We start from the raw sequence: 26330 nt of genomic DNA, 5'->3' as shown, positions 1-26330 counted from the left end.
TACTCCTCACGCCTCGCCGCGAGCGCGTTCGCGCAGCCGCAGCCAGTTCTTGATGAAGATATTGGAGAGCAGGTAGGTGATCGCCCAAAGGATGACCATCAGAGCCGCTGACCGTCCAACATTCGTCGACTGGAAGAAGTTCAGGTAAGCTTCGACCTGAAACACCGTCAGCGCGTTGCCGGGGCCGCCCTGCGTCATGGCATAGATGATGTCGAACTGCTGAATGGAGTCGAGCAGGCGGAACAGCGTCGCGGTCAAAATATAGGGCGTCAGCATCGGCAAGGTAATGCGGAAGAACACGAAGGTGCGCGGCACACCATCAAGCGCGGCAGCTTCGAAGGGTTGGGTCGGCAGCGAGCGCAGACCGGCCAAAAGCAGGATCATGATAAAGGGCGTATAGACCCAGATATCGACCAGCACGACCGTCAGGAGCGCCGTATCGGGCGATGAGGCCCAACGGAAATTATGCAGCCCGACCCAACTTGCCAGATAGCTGAGAATGCCGAAACCCGGATTGGTCATCAGCTTCCACATCAGCGCCGCGAGCGCTGGCGCAATCATCAGTGGCAGGAGAAGCATGATCGAAATGAAATTATTGACGCGGGAGCGCTTTTGCAAAAGCAAGGCAATGCCAAGTCCGAGCAAAAGCTCCAACGTTACAGTGATACCGGCATAGAGCAGCGATATTTTCAGCGTGTTCCAGAAGCCCGGATCATTGAACAGAAAGTTATAATAGTTCTCGCCCCAGTTGAACTGGCGGCTCCATGGCTGGCTCAACCGGTAGCGCTGAAATGAATAAATGACGGCGGTGACGAACGGAATCAGAATACCGATGCAGACAAGCAATGCTGGCAGACTCAGCACATAGGGAAGCATCTTCCTGCTGATTCTGAACCTTGAAGCCGGCTTTCTGGGAATGGATGGTGAAGCCAATTTAAAGCTCCTTATTATTTAGGGCAATTACGCTTGTCGCGCACCGGAATACCCGGCACTTTGGGTGCCGGGTATTGGCGGGATGAAGATCAGCCGAGGCCTGCTTCCTTGAGCTGACGATCAATGCTCTGAGCAAGCTGGTCTAGACCCTCATCAATCGGCACTTCCTTGGCGACCATCTTCTGGAGCGTCGAGGCCCATTCGGTGGTAACGTCGAAGAAGAGCGGTTGCGGCGTGAACTTGATGCTTGCGCCAGCGGCCGATGCGTCGAACATTTCGACATAGCCCGGATATTTGCTGTTCAGCTTCTCGCGGAACATTTCATCCTTCCAGATCGATTGGCGAACCGGATCAACAAAGTCCATCTTGGTTGCGCCGAACAATGCATGCTCTGGACCGGAAGCCCATTGCAGGAAGTACCAGGTTGCGTCCTTGTCCTTGGAGAAATTGGACATGGCCAGCGACCAGATCCAGATATTCGGTGTCGATGCCTTGGCTTCCGGATTGGCTGTGAACGCCGCATAAGAAAGCTTCCCTGCCATCTTGTTGTCGCCGCCATTCATGAAGTATCCGAGGCAATCAGCATCGAAAATCATGGCAGAAGCACCGGCGCCAAGATCCGTACCTACCTGATACCAGGTATAGGTGGACCAATCCTTCGGACCGCTTTCCTGAATCATCTGCACCCACTTGGTGTGGTACGCTTTTGACTCGGCCGTGTTCATGGCTGCTGAAAGCTTGCCATCAGCAGAAACGTTCAGGTCCTTCTGGTTGAAGTTGGCATAGCCGGACAGGAAGCCCGGATGAATCGTTGCCCATGAGCGTGAACCGCGCACACCAATGCCGTAAATGCCGCCAATATCCTTTTGAAGCTTGGCAGAAGTTGCAATCATCTCATCAATATTGCCCGGAACCTCGACTCCGGCTTTCTTAAACATATCGCGGTTATAGGTGATGTTGTTCTGTTCGAACGCCCATGGAATACACCATTGTTTGGCGTCTTCCGAACCAAGTGCGCCACCTGGAATCCCGTTCCATGCGCAGGAGTTTTTCACGCCGGGCAGGAAGTCGTTCCATGCATAGTTCGGATTGGTTTTCTCCGGATCATTGATCCATTCCTTCAGATCGGTGATCCAGCCCGCAGGACCATAGGTCCACGTCATATAGGCACCGGTCATGAACGCATCATATTCGGTCGAACCCGATGACAGAGCTGCCGTTACCTTGTCGAAATAGACGTCTTCCGGAAATACATCATATTTGACGTCGATGCCCGTCAGATCCTTGAAATTCTGAAGATTTGCGATCATCGCATCCGCATAGGGATGCTTATTCAAAAGCAGCTTCAGGGATTTGCCGGAATGTTTCTTCCAATCAAAATCGGCTGCCTGCGCATTGGTCGACATCATATTCATCAATGTGCCGGCGCTGGCCGCAGTAATGCCCATTGTGCCCAGCCCCTTTAACAGGCCGCGACGGTCAACCGATCCGCGCAGGAAAGCGCTGATAAGGTCTTTTTCCTTGTCATGCATTGGTCTTCTCCTCCTTTTTATCGGGTATTATGGACCGGATACCCCACCGGTATTTCCTCCTGGATGCGATTTCCCGCACCTTTTCCGACATGCGTCAGATAACGTTGGCGACAAGCTGTTGTGCCGTTTTCTCGTCTGTTATCAGTCCGTTAAGGCACCGGCTTTCGAGCACTGCCCGAATGGCCCGCACCTTCATCCTGCCACCTGCAACGGCAATCAATCGCTGCTTTTTCAGGTCCTCCCGGCTCAATGTGAATGTGCGATCAGACAAGGTTGTCTGTATCGCCTGACCGGCATCATCGAAGAAATGGCCGAGAAGCTCTCCCGCTCCTCCCGCATTCTTAATGTCCTCAATCTCGCTTTTCTCGATCATGCCCGTTGAAACCAGCGAGGCTTCGCGCTCAGCAGTGCCGATACCGACCATTGAGAGATTGGCGCTTTTTGCCATGTCGAATATTTCGCGCACGCCGCGCTGACTGAACAAGACATCCATGTCTTCGACCGTATTGGCAAAGAACGGAACAGGCATGACATAGGCCTCTGCACCAATACGCTCTGCCAGCCTATGGATAACATCGTGCGGATTGGCGGAAAACTTTCGGGTCAAGCCGCCAAGCAGCGAGACGAAACGCACATTGTTGCTGGCTATGCGCGGCAGATAATCAACGCAGGCCGCAAGCGTCCGCCCATGCCCCATGCCAATAAGCAGTTCGCCATCACGTTCGATTTCACGCTTAAGAAATTGAGCTCCGGCAATGCCAAGAGCCTTTAGCGGCAGTTCCTCAGGATCAAAATCTGGAACGACTTCGCAGTAATCGAGCCCGTAACGGGTGGACAGCTTTTGCTCCAGCTCGACGCATTCTGAAACTTCGCCATCAATATAGACTTTTACCAGCCCTTCCTGATTGGCCTTCATGATCAGACGATGGGCTTTGAGCGATGTTAGGCCGAGACGCTTTGCAACCTCGGACTGGGTCAAACCACCGGCGTAATGGAGCCAGGCAGCGCGCGCTGCCATGCTGGACTCTTCTTCGCGAAGAGAACTGCCACTCACCATTGCCATGTCTCCACCCTGAGCAATTTTGATATTTTTATCTCTTAGTGAAAATAATTTCACTTGCTGCAAAATTTGTCAAGCGAGAGAAATTGAGTTTGGACCTTCCGATAGCCGGGATCGGACTGGGCAACCTTCATGCAAGGTCGTTTGAGAAAGGAATAGCGAAGCGTTTCAGGGGCTTCCCGCAATGCACGCAACAATCGGGGCGCCTTTCACCCGGAACATAAATTTTTGGAAAGAGCGTTGGTGGATGCGCGGTGGCGCGGAAAACAGCCTGGCATATTGATGCGATGACCTTTACAAATCACCACTCTCCAAAAGCATAGCCTCTTTATTGATCTTAAATGCTTAAACTTAAATATCATTTATTCGACAAGAATATTTTCAAGTAAATCAATAGCAAATCTTCACTATACGAACTTCGTTGACCCTGAGTTGCCCCATAAACTAGTGAGTTAAAAGTATTATTTATACATCGCTATTGGGGGAACTTAGGTGTCTCGTTCCGTATTGATGATAGCCCAGCGGGAAAGCCATCGCGGTTCCGCACCTGTATGCCGGGAGGCTGCATTGTCCCGCTGACATTCACCGGCACCACCGCCAATGTGTTGCGTAAAGGAAAGGTTTTGAACCTCGGCGTTTTTGCCAGCGATACAGAAAAGGATCTCACCTTCGCGGTATCGCTCAAAGGCTTCGAAACCGCCCTCAAACGGACAGTCGAGCTTCAGCGGCAATAGCAGGTTTGTCCAAGGTTTATCCGGACTTGCGGCTATGCTCGACTGTCGAAACCTCCAATGACCGCCTTGGCGGCTGCTGCCGATCTCGAGCTTACATTCAAAACCCGCAAAAGCGCCGATACATGAATGCTTACGGTGTAGGGAGAAATGTCCAGTTTCCGGCCAATTTCTTTGTTGGTTTTTCCCTCTGCAATCAACCGCAAGACTTCGCGTTGCCGTGCTGTGAGAAAAGAAAAGTCAGATCGATGGCTGCTGGGAGATGATGTTACCGACGATGATCGTTTGATAACAAACTCTCCGTCTTCGATGCTGCGTATCGCGGCGCTTACTTCGTCAGGCATCACGGCTTTGCTGATAAAGCCATTCGCGCCCATGTCGGCAATTCGGTCGATTATTGCTGCATCATCCAGCATTGACAGAAGGATTATGGAAGAATCCCTGAATTCCTGCCGTAAATCCGCGATTGATCTGGCAGGATCGAGACCAGGAAAAACCCACTCAAGAATAAATGTGCTTGGCGCTGGTCCGGTGCGGGCCAAGGCCAACATTTCACCCAGGCTGCCCGCTTCCTGCACTTCAGCAAATGGATAAAGGCGTTGGACAATGCGGCGCAACCCTTCGCGAAACAGTGGATGATCATCCGCTATAATCGTTCGACTTTTTTCTGGTCGTTCCGTCACATTTATTCCACAGGCGTTATGGGCTTCGATCAAGAATTGAAATGCCCCCGATAATAACGGCGCGGGGAAGCACCATACACAAACGGCTACCGCAAAACCCAACGGGGAAGAATCGCCTTTCTACCAACGACGTCGCTATCGGACGAAGCGCTTGGCTTTTCTATGAACGGCTGCTTTTGATCGACGAGCGGTTCTCGACACGAGGGACGCATTGGAAGATAAAGAGCATATGGGGCAAGTGAGCGAAGCAAAATTGGCGGATGGTGGGTTCTATGGTGCCAAGGTGCGCAGTGCCACGGTTTGGCTCGGCATTTTTTACTGGTCAACCGAGTTTATCATCAGCAGCATATTGTGGGGAATTCTCGGCGTCGACCCCCTCGAATCTGCTATAGGAAAACTCATTTTGATGCTGTTCAGCATCGCAATGACATTCGCGATTTCCTTCATCATTTACCGGCTGCACAATGTGCATCTGGCGGTCAAAATCATGACCTGTTTCACGTTGTCCCTCCTTGCCGCCGTGATCAACGCCTACATCGATTTTGCGATATATTATGTCTACATGTTGCCTCAAACGGTTACATTCAACTGGACGAATTTCGGTTACACCCTGGTTTATGGCATGTCTGTTTTCCTGGGCTGGTCCTGCCTCTTCGTCGCCTTGCTCTACAGCTTCGAGATAAGGGAAAACGAGCGGCGTCTGGCTGCATCGCGTGAGGAAGCCCTGTCAGCTCAGATGCGGGCCTTGCGATACCAGGTAAACCCGCATTTCCTTTTCAACACGCTCAATTCGATTGCGGGTCTGGTTGAAGAAGGAAATACGGTGGGAGCAGGCCGCATGGTTTTATCCCTCTCATCGTTCTTGCGCACCACCCTGGAGCTTGATCCCCTCAACGATGTAAGACTGGCGGACGAGCTGACATTGCAAACCGGCTATTTAAATATTGAAGGGGAGCGCTTTTCGGATCGCATGAAGGTGCGTGTCGATGTGGCACGGGAATTGGAGAATGCGCTCGTCCCGAGCCTCATCCTGCAACCGCTCATCGAAAATGCCGTCAAGCATGGCGTCAGCGACAAGCCCGGAATGGTCGAGATTTTGATCAGCGCCGGTCGCGTTGGCGAGGTTCTAAACCTTTCCGTCGAGAATGATGTTTCTGATGCACCAAACCCGCGCCGTACACACGGCATGGGAATAGGGTTGAAAAACGTTGCCCATCGCATGGAAACCCGCTTTCCGGGTGCAGGCTCGTGTGTGGCGGGATATATCACCCCGAGCCGCTTCAAGGCCTCCCTGACCATGCCTTTGAGGCTCGCATGAAGGACCTTTCGGTACTCATCGTTGACGACGAACCATTGGCGCGCCGGAGGTTGGTTCGCATGCTCGATGCCCTGCCGGGATTTCGGACAATAGGAGAAGCAGGCGACGTCCGTCAGGCCTATGACCATGCCCGTGAGTTAATGCCCGACATCATGCTACTCGATATTCAGATGCCGGGTGGCAGCGGGTTCGATGTGCTTGAACAACTGGGAACAGATGTGCCCGTCATTATCTTCGTGACGGCATTTGATCATCACGCTCTTCGCGCTTTCGACGCAAGCGCGGTCGACTATGTGACCAAGCCCATAGAACCATCCCGGTTGCATTCTGCCATGGTTCGCGCTCGCCTTGCCGTCGAGGCACGCAATAGTGTCGAACGTGTCGAAGAACTTCAGGAAACAATTCTTGCCCTGCGCCTGGCCTTGCGCAAAGACGAGGCGCGGCAGACCGATCTTTGGCTCAAGCATCAAGGCGATGCCATTCGGCTGCCGCTGGAAAAGATAAATTGGATCGAAGCCGACCGGGACTATGTACGGATACACACCACGGATCGATATTTTCTACACCATGAAAGCCTTGCATCAATGGAACGGCGGCTTGACGCTTCCGAGTTCATGCGCATTCATCGCGGCGCAATCGTGCGTCGGAACTGCATTGCCAAACTGAAGCAAGCGCCCTTCTCGGCATTGATTGCGGTTTTGGTCGACGGTAGCGAAATTCGGGTCGGTCGGACATACTCAAGAACCGTCCGCATGTTCGCAGGCACTTGAGACGAGACTTGCCTAATAGGATGCCGAGAAGGTCTAATCCTCCGGTCGAACTTGTAAAGATCGGCAAGACAAAGGCCGCTCAATTGTTTAACACGTCCCGAGCCAGTGGTCGGACCCACCGGATATCTCGAGATCATCGAAATGATGCGCGTCGGCTTTCCTGACATCCAGTGGACTCTAGAGGAAACGATCGCCGAAGGCGACAATGTTGCGGCTCGCTTCACCTATGCTGGGACAACATCGCTGTTAACACGCTGCTCGATCCCGCTCTACTCTTCAGTACGCGCCTTCACTCCCATTCGATTGTGCCTGGGGGCTTCGATGTCACGTCATAAACGACGCGGTTAATGCCTTTAACCTCATTGATAATCCGAGTCGCCGCCTGGCCGAGGAAGTTCATATCGTAGTGATAGAAATCCGCCGTCATGCCATCGACCGATGTCACCGCGCGCAGGGCGCAGACAAATTCGTAGGTGCGTCCATCACCCATGACACCAACAGTCTGCACGGGCAAGAGAACAGCGAAAGCCTGCCAGATCACATCATAGAGTCCGGCCTTGCGGATTTCGTCGAGATAGACGGCATCTGCTTCACGCAGGATTTCAAGCTTCTCGCGGGTAATGCCGCCCGGGCAACGGATTGCCAGACCTGGACCCGGGAAAGGATGACGGCCAATGAAATGATCCGGCAGGCCAAGCTCCTTACCGAGCACACGCACTTCATCCTTGAAAAGTTCGCGCAGAGGCTCGACGAGCTTCATATTCATGCGTTCAGGCAAGCCGCCAACATTGTGATGCGACTTGATCGTCACCGAAGGACCGCCGGTGAAGGAAACGCTTTCAATCACATCTGGATAGAGCGTGCCTTGAGCAAGGAAATCCGCGCCGCCAAGTTTCTTGGCTTCTTCCTCGAAGACTTCAATGAAGAGCCGGCCGATCGTCTTGCGTTTCTTTTCCGGATCACTTTCGCCCTCGAGCGCGTCAATGAAACGATCCTGTGCATTCACAAGAATAAGTGGCAGATTATAGTGCTCGCGGAACATGCTGACCACATCTGCCGCCTCGCCCTTACGCATCAGACCATGGTCAACAAGGATGCATGTAAGCTGATCGCCAACCGCTTCGTGGATGAGCAAAGCCGCTACGGACGAATCAACCCCGCCTGATAGGGCGCAGATGACTTTCTTGTCACCAACCTGTTTGCGAATGAGATCGACCGCCTTTTCGCGGTAGGCCGACATGGACCAATCACCCTCAATTCCTGCAATACGATGGACAAAGTTCTGGAGGAGCTTTGCGCCATCAGGCGTATGCACGACTTCAGGATGAAACTGCACGGCGTAATATTTTCTGGCTTCGTCTGCGATGGCGGCGAAAGGCGCGCCAGTCGAGGTGCCGACAACCTTGAAGCCTTCAGGAATCGAGACGACACGATCGCCATGGCTCATCCAAACCTGATGACGCGTGCCCTTGGCCCATATACCGTCGAATAGCGCGCATTCTTCTTGGATATCAAGAAAAGCGCGTCCGAATTCGCGGTGATGCCCACTTTCAACCTTGCCGCCAAGCTGTGCGCACATGGTCTGTTCACCGTAGCAGATGCCAAGAACCGGGACATTGGAATCGAATACATCCTGCGGCGCGCGCGGGCTGCCAATATCGACAGTTGAATGTGGGCTGCCGGAAAGAATGACTGCTTTAGGCTTGATGCGGTGGAACGCTTCCTGAGCTGATTGGAAGGGAACGATCTCGGAATAGACACCGGCTTCGCGAACGCGACGCGCAATCAGCTGAGTTACCTGGCTGCCGAAATCGACGATGAGGACTGTATCGGGATGAGTGGGAGTGTTCATGGCGGGCCTTTAAAGCAAATGTCGGTTAGGCGCAATGGGTTGTCAAAGCTTACTGACAAACTGATTCCGATTGTTAACAGGGTGGATTAATAGCACTGGTGTTTCTTTTGCATCCATTACGAGAGGCAACTGGAAGCCAGTTTCTCCGACGAAGATATTTTAGATTTCCCAACCAAAGAACTTCTCAATGCAATGAAGCAATGGGTTAAGGGAAGCCTGTTTAAATGTTGCATTATAAATTGATTGTTCCATCTTCGATTGCATCAGCCATGGTTTCAACAGCGACGGCGAGTTTCTCATCGATCACATGGAGATATTCAGTCCAATCCCCGAGATGCTGAAGCTCCTCTGCGCCATCGGAAATTCCACGCAGACCGATCAAAGGGAGATTGAAGCGATGGCAGGCACGAAGGATGGAGAACGTCTCCATTTCCACCATATCCGCGTCAACTAGATCATAGGCTTTGCCCGAGACGATGTTGGCACCACTGGATAGTGTCGCTTCCTTTATACCCGGAATGCGATAATCGAGTGGGAGCTTCACCGGCAGGTCAAGAAATGGCGTGGCACCCTTGATAAACCCTAGCGGCGAGGCATCCATGTCCCGATAGGACACACTGGTCGCCTGATAGATTTCGGTCTGTTCAAGAATGCGGGATCCGGCAGAACCCAACGATACGACCAAATCCGGCAAGGACGATGTGGCCCCCAAATGTGCGAGAACGGACGAAACGCTGACGGCCGATTCCACGGGGCCGACGCCAGTGATCAGCGGCGTAAAAAGTTTTTGCAAGTGATGGCCATATTCGGCAGTTGCGGCCATGGCAAACAGAACGCGTTTGCCAGCAATCGGTGTCACATAATCAAACATTTCAGCCTGCCGGGTTCAACCAATAAAGGGAAGCGTTAAGCAGGGTCGCGAAGGCCACCCATGCCAGATAAGGGAGAAACAAAATTGCCGATGTGCGCTCTGTGCTCCAGCTCACTTTGATGAAGCCTATAATCGAAATCAGCAGAAGCACGATGACGACCAGTGCAAGACCCATTTGCTGGAGCCCGAAAAAACTCGGCGACCAAAGAAAATTGAATAGAAGTTGTGCCCACCAGAATTGCTGGGGGGATGCCAGACCACGATCCCATACGCGCCAGCCAGCAAGAGCGATAATGACGTAAAGAACTGTCCAGACGGGAGCAAAAAGCCAGTTCGGCGGATTGAATGATGGCTTGACCAGACTGGCATACCATTCACCCGGAAGGGTTATGTAACCAATTGCAAGCCCACCACCAACGACTAAAACCAAAAACAGCAAAAGCACCATGGAACGAGACATAGGAATATTCCTGTGAATGACTTGCGCCGGTTGTAGCCTTATTTTTCCCGCCTGAGAACCGAAATGAAGAAGCCATCGGTTGATGTTGAAAACGGAGAGAGGATCGTGGTTCCATCTTTAAACAATGGTCTGAGGTCCTTGTCTTCAGACACAGCCTGGCTCCAGATCGGCTGGCTGTCGATGACGCCGTATTCGGGGTTTGCCGCTAGAAATGCCGAAACCTGATTGCCGTTTTCGGGAGCGAAAAGCGAACAGGTAATGTAGACCAAGCGTCCACCCGGCTTCACATAAGCCTTGGCGGCATCCAACACCTGGCGCTGCTCAACTTCGCGCCGCTCCAGCTGTTGCTCGCTCAATCGCCATTTTGCATCCGGCCTGCGCCGCCATGTTCCTGAACCGGTGCATGGCGCGTCAACAAGAACCAGATCCATCTGGCCTTCCAGCGGAACGAGATCGCTTATATTGGCATGGGCCTGTGCGTTGCGTACCCCTGCCCGCTTGAGGCGGTCAAATATAGGTGCCAAACGCGCGCGTTCCGCATCATAGGCGTGGATCTGTCCCTTATTATTCATCTCGGCAGCCAGGGCAAGCGTCTTGCCGCCTGCACCGGCGCAGTAGTCCAGCACCTGTTCGCCCGGCTTAGCATTGCTGAGCTTGGCTGCAATCTGCGAGCCCAAGTCCTGCACCTCGAACAATCCGCGCTGGAAGGCTGGCTCAGCCTGTACGTTTGGATGACGACCCATGGCGCGTAAAGGCGGCACACGAATAGCCGTTTCCAGCAGCGGCGCGGGATTAGCTCCAGCGCGTGCCAGTTCTTTCAGCACCTTTTCGCGGTCAGCCTTCAACGTATTGACGCGAAGATCAACAGGAGGCCGGTCGCTCAATGCTGCCGCTTCTTCCACCCATTTATCGCCGAAGATCGCCTGGAAATGTGGCACGCACCATTCCGACACATCGGCACGAATATGATCGGGGGCAGACACCAAATCACGCGATTCCCAAATAGCCAAACGATCTGCATCGAGAGGTTCTGGAGCAAACTTGTCGCCTTCAAGCGCGGCATTGATATCTTCAATATTCAGTTCGGCATCGGACAGCAGAACACCAAAAGCGATATGGCGTGCCGCATCGCTATCCATGCGCCAACCGAGCGACAATTTCCGGCGCAGCGCATCATAGACAATATTACCAATGACAGCACGGTCACCAGCTCCGGCGAAACGATGCGACAACCCCCAATCCTTCAAAGCATCCGAGGCGGGACGCTTGCGATTTTCAATATCTTCGAGAACTTCGATTGCCGCCTGCAGGCGTCCGCCAAGTCGCATATGAATTCCTTGTTAGCCTTAGAGCTTTTCCAACTCTTTCACTGTCGCATACATGGCTGCGACAATAAAAGAAAGCCGGGGCTTGCGCCCCGGCTTTCTATTGTTCGTTGTTCGCGTCGGCCTATTCGGCAGCGACGTCTTTTTCCTCGTTGGAGATAGCATTGGCCTCATAGCCATGTGCCTCTTTCAAAGCGGCACGCACACCGGCTTCATAATCCGGGTGAACACGGGCGAAATGCACCAACTGGCGCTCGATGATCTCGCTTGGAACGCCGCCCATTGCCGCAGCAATGTTAGAGAAGAGTCGCGAGCGCTGACCAGCATCGAAGAGGTTGAACAATGCGGTTACCTGACCGTAATCATCATTGCCGATGCGGTGGTTGAAGCGGTCCGCATCGCCCGAAAGCTTGAGCGGCGGCTCTTTGGCCGAAGGCTGTTCTACTGCGCCGGAAAAGCTGTTGGGCTCATAATAAGCATCCACATTGCCGGTTTTCTGGCCGAAGAAATTCATCTGGCCATCCTTGTGATAGTGATGAACAGGGCATTTCGGCTGGTTAACCGGAAGCGCCTCATAATGCGTGCCAAGACGATAGCGATGGGCGTCAGCATAGGAGAAAACACGTGCCTGCAACATCTTGTCAGGTGAGTGGCCGATGCCCGGAACAACGTTTGATGGCGAGAAAGCAGCCTGTTCGATTTCGGCGAAATAATTGTCCGCATTGCGGTTGAGTTCCATCACACCAATTTCAATCGGCGGGAATTCACCATGCGGCCAGACCTTGGTTAGATCAAATGGATTATAGCTCGTACGTTCGGCTTCAGCTTCGGTCATGACCTGAACCTGAACAGTCCATTTCGGGAATTCACCGCGCTCGATGCCGCCGAAGAGTTCTTCCTGATAGGTTTCACGAGATTTGCCGATAAGGGTTTCGGCTTCCGCGTTTGTGTAGAACTTGTGACCCTGCTGCGTCTTGAAGTGGAACTTGACCCAGAAACGTTCACCGGCATCGTTCCAGAAAGAATAGGTATGGGAGCCGTAGCCATTCATATACATCGGCGCGACTGGCAGGCCGCGATCCGACATGAGAATTGTTACCTGATGCAGACTTTCGGGTGAAAGCGACCAGAAGTCCCACATGGCAGTGGCAGAACGCAGGTTGGTGCGTGGATGACGCTTCTGCGTGTGAATGAAATCCGGGAACTTCAGTGGATCGCGAACGAAGAATACCGGCGTATTATTGCCGACGAGATCCCAATTGCCTTCGCTTGTATAGAACTTCAACGCAAAACCGCGCACATCACGCTCAGCATCGGCAGCGCCAAGCTCACCGGCAACAGTCGAGAAACGCAGAAGCAATGGAGTTTCTGCACCGGGCTGCAGAGCCTTGGCTTTGGTGTAACGCGAAATATCGCCGGTGATCTTCAATGTACCAAATGCGCCCCAACCTTTGGCATGAACCACGCGCTCAGGAATGCGCTCGCGATTCTGATGCGCGAGCTTTTCAAGCAGCTGATAATCATCAAGCAGTACCGGACCACGCTCACCTGCAGTTCTGGAATTCTGATTGTCCGATACCGGTGCACCGGCGGTTGTCGTCAATGTTGGACGGTCAGCCATGGGGCTTCTCCCTTGATTGTCTCGAGCTTTGAAATGATCGGCGCAGCTTCAGCTGACCTCTGATTCCAGAATAGAACTATTCCAATCATAGTTTCCAATTGTATTTAGAATTATTATTGATAGGATTTACCTATCATGTTTTCTGTACGGCAAATGCGCTATTTTGATATCCTCGCCACCACGCTGCACTTTCGCAAGGCAGCAGAGGCGGCGCGTATATCGCAGCCTGCTCTCTCAGCCCAAATAGCGGAAATGGAGACGCGACTTGGTACGACATTGTTTGAGCGGACCCGTCGCTCGGTTGTTTTGACAGATATGGGTCGCAAATTGCTGCCTAAAATCCAGAGCATTCTTGATGAAATCCGCTCATTGGAAGATCTGGCATTGGAAAAGCGCGGCACTTTGCTGGGTCGCCTGCGTCTCGGAATCATTCCAACCATAGCGCCCTATCTGCTGCCGATACTCATCCCGCACCTGCACGACAACTATCCGGATCTTTCCATTGAACTGCGCGAAGCTTTAACCTCGAAGCTGGTGGAGGATTTGCGGCTTGGTGATCTCGATGTCCTGATCGCCGCGCTGCCTATCGATGGCGAGGGCACAGTCTCGATGCCGCTTTTCCGTGATCGTTTTCTGATCGCCACATCGAGCAACGACACGGATATTCTTTCATCGCCCATGACGCAGGAGAATGTTGCTGTTGAGCGCCTGCTGCTGCTGGAAGAAGGCCACTGCCTGCGCGATCAGGCCTTGGCTGTATGTACCAGCGTCAAGCAAAGACAACTCGTCAATTATGGCGCGACCAGTCTGGCGACATTATTGCAGATGGTCAGCCACGGCATGGGTCTCACATTGATTCCGGAAATAGCCGTTCGGACCGAGGCTGGCCGCAATAATGTAAGGATTTCATCTTTTGCCGCTCCTGAACCCGCCCGTGAAATAGGGTTGATCTGGCGAAAGCAGAGCAAACGACGCGAAGATTTTGAGGCGCTTGCGGCTGTCATCATGGATTGCGGCCGCAAATTGACCGTTTCAGAAAAAGAATTGGCTGATTTGGTGGCTTAAACTTAAACCACTGGTGGCAGCAGAAGGTGCATTGCCAGCATGATCCAAAGAACGCCATTGAGAATAAAGCCCAATACGAAAATCGGCTGCCGATAACGAAGCCGGTTCGTCGTGACGTGAATAAACGTATGAGCCAGCCGCGCGCCGACAAAGAGCCAGGCGATGACCACAGCGAGATATGATACGCCGTTAACCACATAGAGTGACAGGCAAACGACATAGAACAACAGTGGCACTTCGTAGAGATTGCCCAGGTTGCGGATCGTCGTTGCGCTGATTTCCGGCTCGCTCGTTGGAATGATGAACTCTTGAATCTTTGCCTGACCGCTCATGACCGCCCGCCGGCGCCGAAGAAAAAGCAGTAAATAAACGCAATAGATCAGAAAGGTCAAAGTGATCATGGGCCAGAAAATTTGTGTCTGTGACATGGCGTTCTCCTGCTGTCCGGAATGTTCCCAATAAAGGAGACTGCGGAAATTCTCCATCGTCCCTATGCATAATTTACTGACGGTGCTTATGTGCGGGAATTGACCATATGCAAGCCCGGTATCGATCTCATTTCCGCCAAAAGATATTCGACGAACAGCTTGATCTTGCGTGGCAGGAAACGCCCGCTGGCATATACGGCATGGATGTCCATCGGCGCATATCCATAATCCGGCAATATGCGAACCAACTTTCCACCATTGATCAAGGGTTGAACAAGCGGCAGCTGTGCGGCACCAATACCAAGGCCTGCGCAGAGAGCGTCATTGAGCACAAATGCGTTATTGGCGAGGAAAACAGACCTGATTGCCGCATCGACCGAACCATCTGGCCCTATCAAAGGCACCATTTCTCCCGGCGGGGACCAAATGAAACGGACAAACCCGTGCTTGACGAGATCATCCGGCGTGACCGGGCTGCCATGTGTGGTGATGTAGTCTGGAGAGGCGACCAGAACCCTGTCAAATGAGCCGAGTTTACGTGCAATCAAGTCAGATGATTTCATTGCGCCGAACCGGATAGCCACGTCGACATTATCGGTGATCAGATCGGCAATGCGGTCGTCGAGGACCAGTTCAGACCGCAAATCCGGATGCTGCTGCTGGAAATTGATTACAAAGCGAGCGAGGTACATTTGGCCAAAGCCGACGGGCGCGTGGATGCGCAAACTACCTCGTAACGCAGTGGAATAGGCGGTGGCGCCCTCTTCCGCTTCATCCACCGCATGCAATATTTCAAGGGCGCGCCGATAGTAGGTTTCGCCTCCCTCAGTCACGACAAGCTGACGCGTCGAACGATGAAAAAGGCTGATACCCAGATGACGTTCAAGAGCAGCGATCTGCTGGCTGACGGCGGGCTGTGTCAGGCCAAGCTCACGTGCAGCCGCGGACAGAGTTCCAAGCTCTGCGACGCGCACGAAAGTTTTCATCGCCGATAACCGATCCATCACTAACCTCAAAGTTTCTCTTATGAATCATATCATTATTGACGCCCTACACAAACAATTCTGCATGGATGATATTCCCTCCAGCAAAATGGAGCGGTTCAAATGACGGAAAAAACGAAGCAGGCAGTTGTTGTCGGTGCCAATGGCATTATCGGTAGCAATCTTATTGCGCATCTGGTCGAGCTTGGCGATTGGGATATTGTTGGTCTGTCACGGCGAGGAGGTGAGACGGTAGGGAAAGTCAGTCATATCGCCGTCGATCTTCTTAATGCGGCAGAGGCAAAAGCCAAGCTTTCCCATCTGACCAATATCACTCACATATTTTATGCGGCCTACCAGGATCGTCCAAGCTGGGCCGAGCTGGTCGCGCCCAATCTGGCAATGCTGGTCAATGTGGTGAATGCAATCGAGCCGATTGCGCCTAGCCTTGAACATATCAGTCTCATGCAAGGCTATAAGGTCTATGGTGCACATCTGGGCCCGTTCAAAACGCCGGCACGCGAAACCGACGCCAATCACATGCCGCCGGAATTCAACATCGACCAGCAGGATTTCCTTGAAGCCTTGCAAAAGGGCAAAAGCTGGAACTGGTCGGCATTGCGCCCTTCTGTGGTTATCGGCTTTGCTCTGGGTAATCCCATGAATCTGGCCTCGGTCATTGCTGTCTATGCGTCAATGTCGAAGGAGCTTGGTATTCCATTGCGCTTTCCAGGAAAGCCCGGCGCATATCACAGCCTCCTGGAAATGACGGATGCCGGTCTATTGGCACGCGCGACTGTATTCATTGCGACTAATCCGCAATGCGGCAATCAGGCCTTCAACATCAATAATGGCGATTTATTCCGTTGGAGCGAGTTATGGCCCAGAATTGCGCAATATTTCGGCTTGGATGTTGCCCCACCTTTGCCCATGTCACTTAATGTCATCATGGCTGACAAAGCGAAACTGTGGGAGCAGATGGTGGAAAAGCACGGTCTTGCGCCAACGCCCTATTCCGACGTCTCCGCGTGGGGCTTTGGCGATTTCGTTTTCGGCTGGGATTATGATTTCTTTGCCGACGGGACAAAACTGCGGCGCGCCGGCTTTCATGAGTATATCAATACGGAGGAAATGTTTCTGCGTGTCTTCGATGATCTGAAGACACGCAAAATTATCCCATAAGATCAGGCGGCGTCTTCAGCTGCCTTTAATACGGCTGCGCGCTTGCGGCGCGCAGTATGGTTCTGTGCCACAACCGGTGCGGTTTCTTCGCCTTTCTGCACGTGGACAGTTGGGACAGGCAGTTCAATGTTGTTTTCCTTGAAAGCCTTGCGCACGGCGATAAAGAATTTGCGCTTCATTGCGAAGGCTCCGCCAGGTTTTGTCGTCATCTTCATACGCAGCACTATGCCGTACTCGCCAAATTCCTGAATACCCTGCATTTTAATTGGTTCAATGACCCAAGGGGCAAATTCTGGATCAGTTGCAAGCTCAGCTCCCACACGTTTGATCAACTTTCGCGCAGCTTCAATATCTGTGTCAAAGCCTACGGTGATATTGAACTTGTCCATCGTCCAATCGCGGCTCTGGTTCTGCACTGCTCCCAACTCCCCGAAGGGTATGGTGAAAACCGGACCGCGATGGTGGCGAAGCTTGATCGAGCGGAGGCTGAAACTTTCAACCGTGCCCATATATTTCCCGCTGCTAATATACTCGCCAATACGGAACGCATCGTCGAGCAGGTAGAACACGCCGGAAATAACATCCTTCACCACGGTTTGCGCACCAAAGCCAATGGCGACGCCGACGACGCCCGCGCCCGCAATCAACGGCCCGATCTGAATACCAATCGAAGAGAGGATCATCAGGATTGCCATGATCAGAAGAGAAGCGAACAGAATATTGGAAATGATCGGCAACAGAGTACGCAACCGTGCCTGCTGCGGATCGATCTCGGCATGTTCTTCCTGTGCGTGATGATGGACACCAAGCTTGCGCTCGATCAATGCCTTTATGATGCTCCAGCCGAAGTCTGCAGCAAGAGCGATGACCAGCGTATTGACAATACCGCGAACAATCAGCGTCGTTGTCGGGTTTTGGAGGTTCTGCATGCTGGACATGCCGACGCCCCACATGCGGGCCGTAATGAATATGGCAAGCAAGATCAACGCGACGCGAATGCCGCGATCAACGACCGCAAGCGTAACGGCGGGAACAGTTGCGCCCCCTGCTTCGGCTGTTGCGGGCCGCAATATGAAATGGACCGCCTTGTGCGCTATGATGACGAGCAGCGGGATCACGAATGCAAGCGCGACAACCGAGAAAAGCACCCAGGCTCCCGTCAGCTGGAGCAACCAAAGTCCGATAAAATAGACCGTCATCAGCCATGTCGCGGCAACATGACTGACCAACTGCTTTTTGCCCTCCGCAACCGAAGCCCGCGGACGGCGCCATATAGCAACCAGCCCAAGACACAACAGGACAAAACTTGCCGGTATGGCCAGTGCGACAATCCCGTCTGAGGTCAGACCCAAAAGCGGCAGCAGCGAGAAGGTTGCATCCACAAACAGGAACCAGCCGGCAATGATGACAAGCCAATGGCTCCAGTGATCGGCGGTTTCGTCTGATATTGGCAATGCCCGCACTTCCTCCGAATGCGCGACCTGCATGCTGGATGTGATCAATCCTGCCTTGCAGAACACATTGACAGCCCAGGTGCCGGTTGCAGCGGTCAAGTAAGCAAGCACGATCTCACGCAATAATGGCGGCCACTCGAAAATCATGAAAGCGCCTGTGCTGCCGACGCTGAAGGCGAGGATCATGAGGCCAGAGTATAGAAAACGGGCGCTGATTTTCTTTGCCCTGCCCTGCGGCGTATCCTTCGATAAGCTGATGAGCCATCGACGATATCGCACTGTCAGGCGGTAAACCAGTCTCTGCAATGCGATACCGGCAGCAATAAAAATACCCACCAGCAGGAATACACCCAAGAGACCGCGGTCGCTCAGCTCGGACATAATTGTGGAACGCGCCTGCATGAACTGTCTCGGCAGGTCCGGGATTGTTCTGGCGGTGCGTTCAATATGCTGTTTCACCGTGTCGAGAGAAGACGAGACCATGGATTTTGTCATGGTCGCGGATTCTGGTGTCACTGTACCGGTAGCCACAGGAGGTGCCGGTTTTGCCAGCTCCTTTTCCAGCCATGTCTTCACTTCGGGGTCGGACAGCAGCTGGATAAACTGGTCAACTTTCGTCGGTGTGATCGGCTCGGCAGCTGGTGCACTCTGAGCAAAAACTGGTGACGTCAATAGGAACAGCACCGCAAAAACACTGATCAGTACTTTCAGCAATGAAGAAGGTAAAACGGTCATGGGCTGCCATCAACGCAAAGAGTGACACGCCTGCATGGATTGGTTATGGCCAACCCCAGCAGTATTATGAATTATCTAACACAATCCGGCAGGTCTTGTCTGTCAACAAAGAAGGTTGCGGCATTTCAAGTATAGGGCTCGCCTGTTCTTCGCGGCTTGTCGTAATTGAGAAAGAATTCATCAAGCTGTGGCGGCGGAACGTTTGTCCCAGCCAGCATGGCATGGGCCTGCCCGCGGTGGTGAATCTGGTGCACGAACAGATGCGACAGGACGAGAGAAATCGGTTCGCGAGATGTGTCTCCGGTTCTCCATGTGATGGAAATAACCCGGGCAAGGTCAGCAGCGCTCAACCCGTCACAAAAATCGATAAGCGACTTATCAAATTCCTCCTGTGCCTTCTTCAAGTCGCTGGCAGCAGGAAATGGTACGTCGCCTTCCAAACCAATATTCGCCCGACCAACGCCGATCATATCAGCCATATATATGTGATCGACGATCAGGTTATGATTAAGGGTCAGCTGTATCGAGGGAAAGAAACTGGTGCGCTCTTGAGCAAATTCGGCAGGTGATAACTGCTCACAGGCAGTCAGCAATCGATGATTTGACCAGGCGCTGTTGCGCGCCATGGCCGAAAAATGGGCTTGGAGGGAGATGTCAGACATCGCCCTCACCTTTCAGATGATCAGTTGCCGCCAGGATAGTTCGGGCTTTCACGGGTGATGGTGACATCATGGGTGTGGCTCTCGCGCAGACCAGCATTGGTAATACGGACGAATGTAGCCTTTTCGCGGAATTCTTCCAGATTTTTTGCACCCACATAACCCATGGAAGCGCGCAGGCCGCCAGCAAGCTGATGCAGAACGCCAGAAACCGGGCCCTTATAGGCGACCTGACCCTCAATGCCTTCTGGAACAAGCTTTAGCTCATCGCGCACTTCCGCCTGGAAATAGCGATCTGCCGAGCCGCGTGCCATTGCGCCGACGGAGCCCATGCCGCGATAGGCTTTGAATGAACGGCCCTGATACAAATAGACTTCACCGGGGCTTTCTTCGGTGCCGGCAAGCGCAGAGCCGGCCATGGCAGCAGATGCGCCGGCAGCCAGCGCCTTGGCAAAATCGCCCGAATACTTGATACCGCCATCGGCAATAACTGGAATATCGGCTTTCTGTGCAGCCTCCACCGCCGACATGATGGCGGAAAGCTGCGGCACACCAACACCGGCGACGATACGCGTGGTGCAGATTGAGCCGGGTCCAATTCCAACCTTGACCGCATCGGCGCCCGCATCGATCAGAGCCTGTGTTCCGGCAGCGGTGGCGACGTTACCGGCAATGATCCGCACGGCATTTGACATTTTCTTGGCGCGGGTAACCGCATCAAGCACACGCTGGGAATGACCGTGCGCTGTGTCGATGACAAGAATATCGACACCTGCGGCGATGAGGCGTTCGGCGCGTTCAAAACCATCTTCGCCAACACTGGAAGCAGCGGCAACGCGCAAACGGCCCTGCGCATCCTTTGCTGCATTCGGGTTAAGCTGCGACTTTTCCATATCCTTGACGGTAATCAGGCCGACACAGTGGCCTTTATTGTCTACGACCAGCAGCTTCTCAATGCGGTGTTGATGAAGCAATCGCTTGGCTTCTTCGTGCTGAACATTGTTCTCGCGAACAGTAATCAGGTTCTCGCGCGTCATAAGCTCATAGATTTTCTGCGCCGGATCCGATGCGAAACGCACATCGCGATTAGTCAGGATACCGACGAGGCGGCCAGGCTTGCGGCTACCCTCACCCGCATTCTCGACAACCGGAATGCCGGAAATGCCATGGGCACGCATCAACGCCTGCGCATCGGCGAGCGTTGCATCCGGGCCGATGGTGACCGGATTTACGACCATACCGGATTCGAACTTCTTGACCTGCCGGACTTCTTCAGCCTGCAATTCCGGTGTCAGATTGCGATGGATGACACCCATGCCCCCAGCCTGCGCCATAGCGATTGCAAGGCGCGACTCGGTGACAGTATCCATGGCGGCAGACAAGAGAGGCAGGTTCAGCTCAATATCAGCTGCGATACGGGTGCGGATATCCGTCTGGCCAGGCATAACTTCGGAATGACCGGGTTGCAGCAGGACATCATCAAATGTCAGTGCCAGTGCGCCTGTTGCGGATTCAACGATTTTTGCCATTACCAATTCCTAACATACGGCTAATACGACTAAAGGACGCGCCACGTGAGGTGGAGCGTCGATCAAGGTCTATTCAAGTGAATTGGCACGGGCTGGTAACATGCTTATGTCAGTTTGAAAAGCCGTAAACGCAACTGCTGGCCCTTTACGCCCTGTTCAGACACATAATATTGCAATTGCCAAAATAGAAATGCCCGTCACCCGACGTCGAACTGATAGGTCGCAGGTACGAAGCGATAGCCTGTTTCCAGCTTTTCCGCATAACCAACACTCGGGAAAGGCATGTGGTAGCCGATGAAGGGTACTTTATCAGCGGCAATCTTATCGAAAACCTTCTTACGGGTCTCTGCGGCCATTGCCTTGTCGCCGTCAAAGCTCACTTCCCATTCAGGACGTTGCAGCGACGCCACATAGTGATTGGCGGTATCGGCTGTCAAAACCAGGCGCTTGCCTGCCGACTCTACATGAAAAATCATGTGACCCGGCGTGTGGCCATAGGCTGCTTCACTGGTAATACCCGGCACAACCTCATCGCCAGCCTTGATAAAGGTAAATTTGTCGGCAAGCGGCTTGACCTTGGCATTGACCGCTTTCGCGTTATTTTCAGCGGGCGTTCCTGTGCGTGCGGCATCTGTCCAGAAATCATATTCGATCTGGCCGCCTACATAACGCGCATTGGCAAAAGCCGGTTTATCGCCATTCATCAGCCCACCAATATGATCTCCGTGCATATGGGTGATGAGAACGACGGTGACCGCATCCGGCGTATATCCGGCTGCTTTCATGTTGTTTTCCAACTGGCCCAGACCATTTTCACGCCCGCCAACGCCAAAACCGGTATCAACCAACACGACGTCAGAACCGGTATTGATCAAGACAGGGGTGAAGCCATTGACGAACTTGGTCTCCGGCAGAAAATTATTGCGCATAAGCTCTGCAACTGTTTCCTGGGTTTGATTGGCTCCGAAAGTCGGATGAGGCCCGTCTCCCGGGCGCAAACCGTCAAGCAAGGTGGTTATTTCAAAGTCACCAAGTTTGAAACGCTTGAAGCCGGGGGATTGTATATCCGAATGCGGCACGGCAGCTTCAGCGGTGCCCATAATACTGGCTGATGCCAGTCCTCCAGCCATCGCAGTGGAAGCCAGAAACAGATCGCGGCGCGAAATCTCAAATGTTGACATGGATCAATCTCCTTGAGGTGCGAATGCTTTTCAGGTTGTAGCGCGGAAAGACCAAAAACAAAGACATGCGTAGATCACTTCTGTTTGATCGCGGCTTGAGCACCAGCAATGCCGGTGCTATCGCATCGCTCATGAGCTGTTGTCCGGCGCCGGACCCGCTTTCTCAATGCTTTGAGAACTGGATTAGATTTTGAACCGTGTCATTCCACTCGTCCTCGCCGTCGCCCTCTTCATGGAGCAGATGGACTCGACTGTTATTTCGACATCCCTGCCAGCCATCGCGGCGGACATTGGGACGAGCCCCATTGCACTGAAGCTGGCATTGACCGCCTATCTCGTCTCGCTTGCGGTTTTCATCCCCGTAAGCGGGTGGATGGCAGACAGGTTCGGTGCAAAAAACGTGTTTCGTGCCGCGATCGTGGTGTTTGTTCTCGGTTCCATCGCCTGCGCGGTATCAAATTCGCTGCTGGCCTTTGTCGTATCGCGTTTTCTTCAAGGCGTCGGCGGCGCAATGATGACACCGGTGGGGCGTCTCGTTCTTGTGCGATCAACGCCGCGCAATGAGCTTGTGGGGGCAATGGCGTGGCTGACCATGCCTGCGCTGATCGGACCGCTATTGGGCCCGCCCGTCGGAGGTTTTCTCACGACCTATTTCAGCTGGCACTGGATCTTCCTGATCAACGTGCCGATTGGAATAATCGGGATCTGGTTTGCCACACGCTACCTGCCTTCCGTGGAAACACTGGTACGGCGGCCGCTTGATGTTATCGGTTTCTTTTTGAGCGGAATCGCCGCTTCCGGTGTCGTATTTGGGTTGTCGGTTGTCAGCCTGCCTGCGCTGCCCTCATGGGTAGGGCTGACAACACTTGCCGTTGGACTTGTATCTACCGTTCTTTATCTTTTTCACGCGCGCAACAAGCCAGAGCCTTTGCTGGCGCTCGATCTTTTCAAAAACCAGGTGTTCCGGGCATCCATCGTTGGTGGCAGCCTGTTTCGTATTGGCGTCGGCGCTGTCCCTTTCCTGCTGCCGCTCATGTTTCAGATCGGCTTCGGCATGACGCCCTTCCAGTCAGGCATGATTACATTCGTGTCAGCTTTGGGAGCGATGAGCATGAAGCTTGTGACAAAATGGTTCTACGCCAAGACCGGTTTTCGCAACTCGCTCATGTATGGCTCCGTCGTCGCGGCGGTCTTTATCGCGGTCAACGGGCTTTTCACGCCGGCAACGCCCTATTGGCTGATGATCCTACTATTGCTCGCCGGCGGTTTTTTCCGTTCGCTGTTTTTCACCGGAACAAATGCGCTGGCCTATGCGGATATTCCCAATGAACAGACCAGTCAGGCCACTCCAATCAGTTCTGTCGCACAGCAAATTTCGATAGCCCTGGGTGTTGCTGTCGCTGGCGGCATTCTTGAAGTGTCTACAAAGTTGCATGGAGGGCCGCTGCAACTATCAGACTTTCATACGGCATTCTTTATCGTTGCCGCGGTTTCCGGACTTGCTTGCCTGTCATTTCGCGGCTTGAAAGCGGACGCCGGGGCGGAGGTTTCCGGCCATCGGCCACGAATCAAGGTTGTTTCGCCTGCCGAATAGCAATCAGACGTCTCTGCCCTTGAAGTCTCGGGCCAAAAGATAAAGTTCGACCGACTCTGCACGGGAAGCTGGCGGCTTGACATGATGCACGGATTTGAAGTGCTTCTTGAGAAGTGTCAGTACCTCATTTTCCGTGCCGCCCTGAAAGGTCTTGGTCAGGAAGTGGCCACCCGGGCGCAGAACAGACACCGCAAAATCGGCGGCAACTTCGCATAGGTGCGTTGTACGGATATGATCGGTACGGCGATGGCCCGTTGTTGGAGCTGCCATATCAGACATCACGATATCAGGCTCCCCACCCAAAGCTTCAATCAGTTTTTCCGGTGCAGCGTCGTCGAGAAAATCCATCTCAAGCAAGGTAACACCTGGCAGCGGATCAATATGCAGATAGTCAATGCCAACGACTGTCGGCTGATGTGCGGGCGATTCCACGATGGAAGCAGCTATCTGGCTCCATCCGCCCGGAGCAGCGCCGAGATCGATAATGCGCTGACCCTTTTTCAAGATCTTGTAACGATCATTGATTTCGATGAGTTTATACGCGGCGCGCGACCGATAGCCATCCGCCTTTGATCGCTGGACGTAGGGATCATTAATGTGGCGCTCAAGCCAACGGCGCGAGGATTCCTTGATCGTCCCGGCCTTCTTCTTGATCTTGGTGTGCAGCCCGCGCGTGCCTGTGCCGCCGCGTCCGCCTGTTGTCGTCTTAGCCATCTGGGCCCCTGTTTTCCGCGCTATATCAATCGCGCCTAATCTTGCTTATGCGCTGGGACGAAGCCAGCGATTGCGCCACGCGCCATCGCGCGACATGAGTTCGGTTAAAATACCTTCGCGAAGGCCACGATCCGCAACGCGTAATTTCTGGCTGGGCCACACATTGCGGATGGCATCCAGAATTGCGCAACCGGCAAGTACAAGATCAGCACGATCAGCACCAATGCAAGGATTTGCGACACGCTCGTCAAAACTCCACGACAATAGTCTGCTCGTCATTTCAGTCACATCGTCATTTTGCATCCAGATGCCATCAATACGGCGGCGATCATAGCGCTCCAGTCCGAGATGAATACCGGCCAGCGTCGTTACGGTGCCGGACGTTCCAAGCAAATGGAAATTCTGGCTTTTTACCAGATCGCCAAGCTTGTGACGCTCTGTAAATTCATTGATGAGTTCAGCAACGTGATCGACCATGACCGCGAAATTATCCGTCGTCACGTCGCGGCCGCCAAAGCGCTCCGCCAGTGTTACCACGCCAACCGGCAGCGAGGTCCAGGCTATGATGTGCTCCGCCAACCGGGGTGAGCGACGCTCGGAAACGTCAATCAATGCGATTTCGGAAGATCCGCCACCAATGTCGAACAGGACCACCGCGTCAGTCTCCCGCTCGACCAATGTGCCGCAACCGGAAACAGCGAGCCGGGCTTCAGTCTGGCGATTGATGATTTCGAGATCGAGTCCCGTTTCATCCTTTACCCGCGCCAAGAACTCTTCACCATTTGAAGCTTGTCGGCAGGCTTCGGTTGCAATCAGGCGCGCACGCCGCACATCATGGCTATCAAGCTTGTCCCGGCAAACTTTCAATGCCTCAATGGCACGATTCATTGCGTTCTCGTTCAGCCGGCCTGTGGCGCCAAGCCCTTCGCCCAGACGAACGATGCGGGAAAACGCATCCACGACCCGAAACTGGCCGGGGCGCGTGGGAGAAGCAACGAGCAACCGGCAATTATTCGTACCCAGATCCAGCGCGGCATAGAGCGCAGCTCCTGAGTGCCGGTTGTCTTTACGGACCGCATCTTGAATTACAGGCTGTGCCGCTGCCGATGGCTGAACTTGCAAGGTGACCACGCTGGCTTCAGCGCTCTGCACAGGGCCTTTATTGCCTGCGCGCCCACGACGGCGAAAGCGATTTGGCCGTCGCTTTTTAGCTGGTTTGGCGGCTGCGACCGCTGGACTGACAGCGGCGGGCGCAGATGCAGCCGTCGATACGGCATTCTCCGCCAAAACAGGAGCCTGCTTTGACTTGCCACGCCGTCTGCGGCGCGCACGTTTCTTGGGGTTCGGGTCGAAGCGCCGTTCTTCGGAACCGGAAAGGCTACCCTGTACCTCTTGCACGGGATTACCATGTTGTCCGGACCCGTTCTTGGCAGAATCACTTGCACCATTTGGCACATTGATTCCACCAGACGCCCCATGCGGCGCCAATGAGGCACCCAGTTCGGGGTCTTTCACTCTTTTATCCTTTGAGCACCGCGCGAACCATCGAAGGACGCAAAGCAAGGCGCTTTTCAATTAATGTTGGAGATAATGTAACACGGATTGGCGAATATCCAAGAGACGTTTTACCGCCTAACTGTCGAGAAGGCT

Annotated in this window: 24 protein-coding genes; 7 read left to right on the top strand and 17 right to left on the bottom strand. The window is 53.5% G+C overall.

All coding sequences use genetic code 11. The annotated features are described in order from the left end of the window. Nucleotides 1–6: 6 nt before the first annotated feature. The 3 genes from V9K92_RS07245 to V9K92_RS07235 form a co-directional block, all read right to left on the bottom strand. Nucleotides 7–876, bottom strand: a complete 870-nt coding sequence (locus V9K92_RS07245) for a carbohydrate ABC transporter permease (RefSeq protein WP_115055143.1) — start codon at nt 874–876, stop codon at nt 7–9. Nucleotides 877–1022: 146 nt separating this feature from the next. Then, nucleotides 1023–2465 carry an extracellular solute-binding protein gene (locus V9K92_RS07240; RefSeq protein ID WP_115055144.1) on the bottom strand — a complete coding sequence of 481 codons (1443 nt, stop codon included), beginning with the start codon at nt 2463–2465 and terminating at the stop codon, nt 1023–1025. 94 nt (nt 2466–2559) lie between these two features. After that, nucleotides 2560–3522, bottom strand: a complete 963-nt coding sequence (locus V9K92_RS07235; protein ID WP_370878857.1) for a sugar-binding transcriptional regulator — start codon at nt 3520–3522, stop codon at nt 2560–2562. A gap of 554 nt (nt 3523–4076) precedes the next feature. On the opposite strand from V9K92_RS07235, the gene V9K92_RS22840 reads away from it, so the two are divergent. Continuing rightward, nucleotides 4077–4259 carry an invasion associated locus B family protein gene (locus V9K92_RS22840; RefSeq protein WP_443094449.1) on the top strand — a complete coding sequence of 61 codons (183 nt, stop codon included), beginning with the start codon at nt 4077–4079 and terminating at the stop codon, nt 4257–4259. Between the two features lie 32 nt (nt 4260–4291). On the opposite strand, the gene V9K92_RS07225 is transcribed toward V9K92_RS22840, so the two are convergent. Then, entirely contained in the window at nt 4292–4939 is a 648-nt protein-coding gene (locus tag V9K92_RS07225) for a response regulator transcription factor (protein ID WP_307283136.1), read from the bottom strand. Nucleotides 4940–5150: 211 nt separating this feature from the next. Here V9K92_RS07225 and V9K92_RS07220 point away from each other — a divergent pair, with 211 nt between their 5' ends. The 3 genes from V9K92_RS07220 to V9K92_RS07210 all read left to right on the top strand — a co-directional run bounded on the left by V9K92_RS07220 (nt 5151) and on the right by V9K92_RS07210 (nt 7375). Beyond that, a complete protein-coding gene (locus V9K92_RS07220) occupies nt 5151–6257 on the top strand; it encodes a sensor histidine kinase (protein ID WP_337353662.1) in 1107 nt (368 codons plus the stop codon). Next, the gene (locus V9K92_RS07215) at nt 6254–7027 is read left to right on the top strand and encodes a LytR/AlgR family response regulator transcription factor (protein WP_115055150.1); all 774 of its coding nucleotides are present in this window, start codon (nt 6254–6256) and stop codon (nt 7025–7027) included. The genes V9K92_RS07220 and V9K92_RS07215 overlap by 4 nt, the downstream gene beginning before the upstream one ends. Before the next feature lie 105 nt (nt 7028–7132). After that, nucleotides 7133–7375: an ester cyclase gene (locus V9K92_RS07210; RefSeq protein WP_336440519.1), complete on the top strand. Its 243-nt coding sequence runs from the start codon at nt 7133–7135 to the stop codon at nt 7373–7375. Here the strand turns inward: V9K92_RS07210 and guaA are convergent. The 5 genes from guaA to katA all read right to left on the bottom strand — a co-directional run bounded on the left by guaA (nt 7317) and on the right by katA (nt 13156). Continuing rightward, a complete protein-coding gene (gene guaA / locus V9K92_RS07205) occupies nt 7317–8879 on the bottom strand; it encodes a glutamine-hydrolyzing GMP synthase (protein WP_115055165.1) in 1563 nt (520 codons plus the stop codon). The two genes, V9K92_RS07210 and guaA, sit on opposite strands and share 59 nt — an antisense overlap. A gap of 232 nt (nt 8880–9111) precedes the next feature. Continuing rightward, entirely contained in the window at nt 9112–9750 is a 639-nt protein-coding gene (locus tag V9K92_RS07200; protein WP_115055166.1) for a 5'-methylthioadenosine/S-adenosylhomocysteine nucleosidase, read from the bottom strand. 1 nt (nt 9751) lies between these two features. Continuing rightward, on the bottom strand, nt 9752–10210 hold the full coding sequence (locus V9K92_RS07195; RefSeq protein ID WP_336440521.1) for a TspO/MBR family protein: 459 nt from the start codon (nt 10208–10210) through the stop codon (nt 9752–9754). Between the two features lie 38 nt (nt 10211–10248). Then, nucleotides 10249–11538: an RsmB/NOP family class I SAM-dependent RNA methyltransferase gene (locus V9K92_RS07190; RefSeq protein ID WP_337353661.1), complete on the bottom strand. Its 1290-nt coding sequence runs from the start codon at nt 11536–11538 to the stop codon at nt 10249–10251. Between the two features lie 121 nt (nt 11539–11659). Then, nucleotides 11660–13156, bottom strand: coding sequence for a catalase KatA (gene katA, locus V9K92_RS07185; protein WP_307283118.1), 1497 nt, complete (start codon nt 13154–13156; stop codon nt 11660–11662). A gap of 135 nt (nt 13157–13291) precedes the next feature. Here katA and V9K92_RS07180 point away from each other — a divergent pair, with 135 nt between their 5' ends. Further along, nucleotides 13292–14221, top strand: a complete 930-nt coding sequence (locus tag V9K92_RS07180; protein WP_115055170.1) for a hydrogen peroxide-inducible genes activator — start codon at nt 13292–13294, stop codon at nt 14219–14221. Between the two features lie 2 nt (nt 14222–14223). On the opposite strand, the gene V9K92_RS07175 is transcribed toward V9K92_RS07180, so the two are convergent. Together V9K92_RS07175 and V9K92_RS07170 are read right to left on the bottom strand one after the other, a co-directional pair. Further along, entirely contained in the window at nt 14224–14649 is a 426-nt protein-coding gene (locus V9K92_RS07175; protein WP_115055171.1) for an MAPEG family protein, read from the bottom strand. An 86-nt stretch (nt 14650–14735) separates the two neighbouring features. After that, nucleotides 14736–15653: a LysR substrate-binding domain-containing protein gene (locus V9K92_RS07170; RefSeq protein ID WP_115055172.1), complete on the bottom strand. Its 918-nt coding sequence runs from the start codon at nt 15651–15653 to the stop codon at nt 14736–14738. A gap of 102 nt (nt 15654–15755) precedes the next feature. Here V9K92_RS07170 and V9K92_RS07165 point away from each other — a divergent pair, with 102 nt between their 5' ends. After that, entirely contained in the window at nt 15756–16814 is a 1059-nt protein-coding gene (locus tag V9K92_RS07165) for an SDR family oxidoreductase (protein ID WP_337353660.1), read from the top strand. Between the two features lie 2 nt (nt 16815–16816). Here V9K92_RS07165 and V9K92_RS07160 read toward each other — a convergent pair whose 3' ends face one another. From V9K92_RS07160 to V9K92_RS07145, 4 genes are all read right to left on the bottom strand, one after another. Then, entirely contained in the window at nt 16817–19003 is a 2187-nt protein-coding gene (locus V9K92_RS07160) for a mechanosensitive ion channel family protein (RefSeq protein ID WP_337353659.1), read from the bottom strand. Between the two features lie 125 nt (nt 19004–19128). Continuing rightward, entirely contained in the window at nt 19129–19665 is a 537-nt protein-coding gene (locus V9K92_RS07155) for a DinB family protein (protein WP_337353658.1), read from the bottom strand. Nucleotides 19666–19685: 20 nt separating this feature from the next. Then, the gene (gene guaB / locus V9K92_RS07150; protein ID WP_115055176.1) at nt 19686–21191 is read right to left on the bottom strand and encodes an IMP dehydrogenase; all 1506 of its coding nucleotides are present in this window, start codon (nt 21189–21191) and stop codon (nt 19686–19688) included. A gap of 197 nt (nt 21192–21388) precedes the next feature. Beyond that, a complete protein-coding gene (locus V9K92_RS07145; protein ID WP_115055177.1) occupies nt 21389–22372 on the bottom strand; it encodes an MBL fold metallo-hydrolase in 984 nt (327 codons plus the stop codon). A 190-nt stretch (nt 22373–22562) separates the two neighbouring features. On the opposite strand from V9K92_RS07145, the gene V9K92_RS07140 reads away from it, so the two are divergent. Next, nucleotides 22563–23966 carry a DHA2 family efflux MFS transporter permease subunit gene (locus V9K92_RS07140; RefSeq protein ID WP_115055178.1) on the top strand — a complete coding sequence of 468 codons (1404 nt, stop codon included), beginning with the start codon at nt 22563–22565 and terminating at the stop codon, nt 23964–23966. A gap of 3 nt (nt 23967–23969) precedes the next feature. Here the strand turns inward: V9K92_RS07140 and V9K92_RS07135 are convergent, their stop codons facing one another. Together V9K92_RS07135 and V9K92_RS07130 are read right to left on the bottom strand one after the other, a co-directional pair. After that, nucleotides 23970–24680: an RlmE family RNA methyltransferase gene (locus tag V9K92_RS07135; RefSeq protein ID WP_115055179.1), complete on the bottom strand. Its 711-nt coding sequence runs from the start codon at nt 24678–24680 to the stop codon at nt 23970–23972. Nucleotides 24681–24725: 45 nt separating this feature from the next. Continuing rightward, nucleotides 24726–26195, bottom strand: a complete 1470-nt coding sequence (locus V9K92_RS07130; protein ID WP_337353657.1) for a Ppx/GppA phosphatase family protein — start codon at nt 26193–26195, stop codon at nt 24726–24728. Nucleotides 26196–26330: the final 135 nt, after the last annotated feature.

Origin of the sequence: Phyllobacterium sp. CCNWLW109, from assembly GCF_037203905.1 — a bacterium.
GTDB classification, from domain to species: Bacteria; Pseudomonadota; Alphaproteobacteria; order Rhizobiales; family Rhizobiaceae; genus Phyllobacterium; species Phyllobacterium ifriqiyense.
This window is presented reverse-complemented; position numbering and strand designations above follow the sequence as displayed.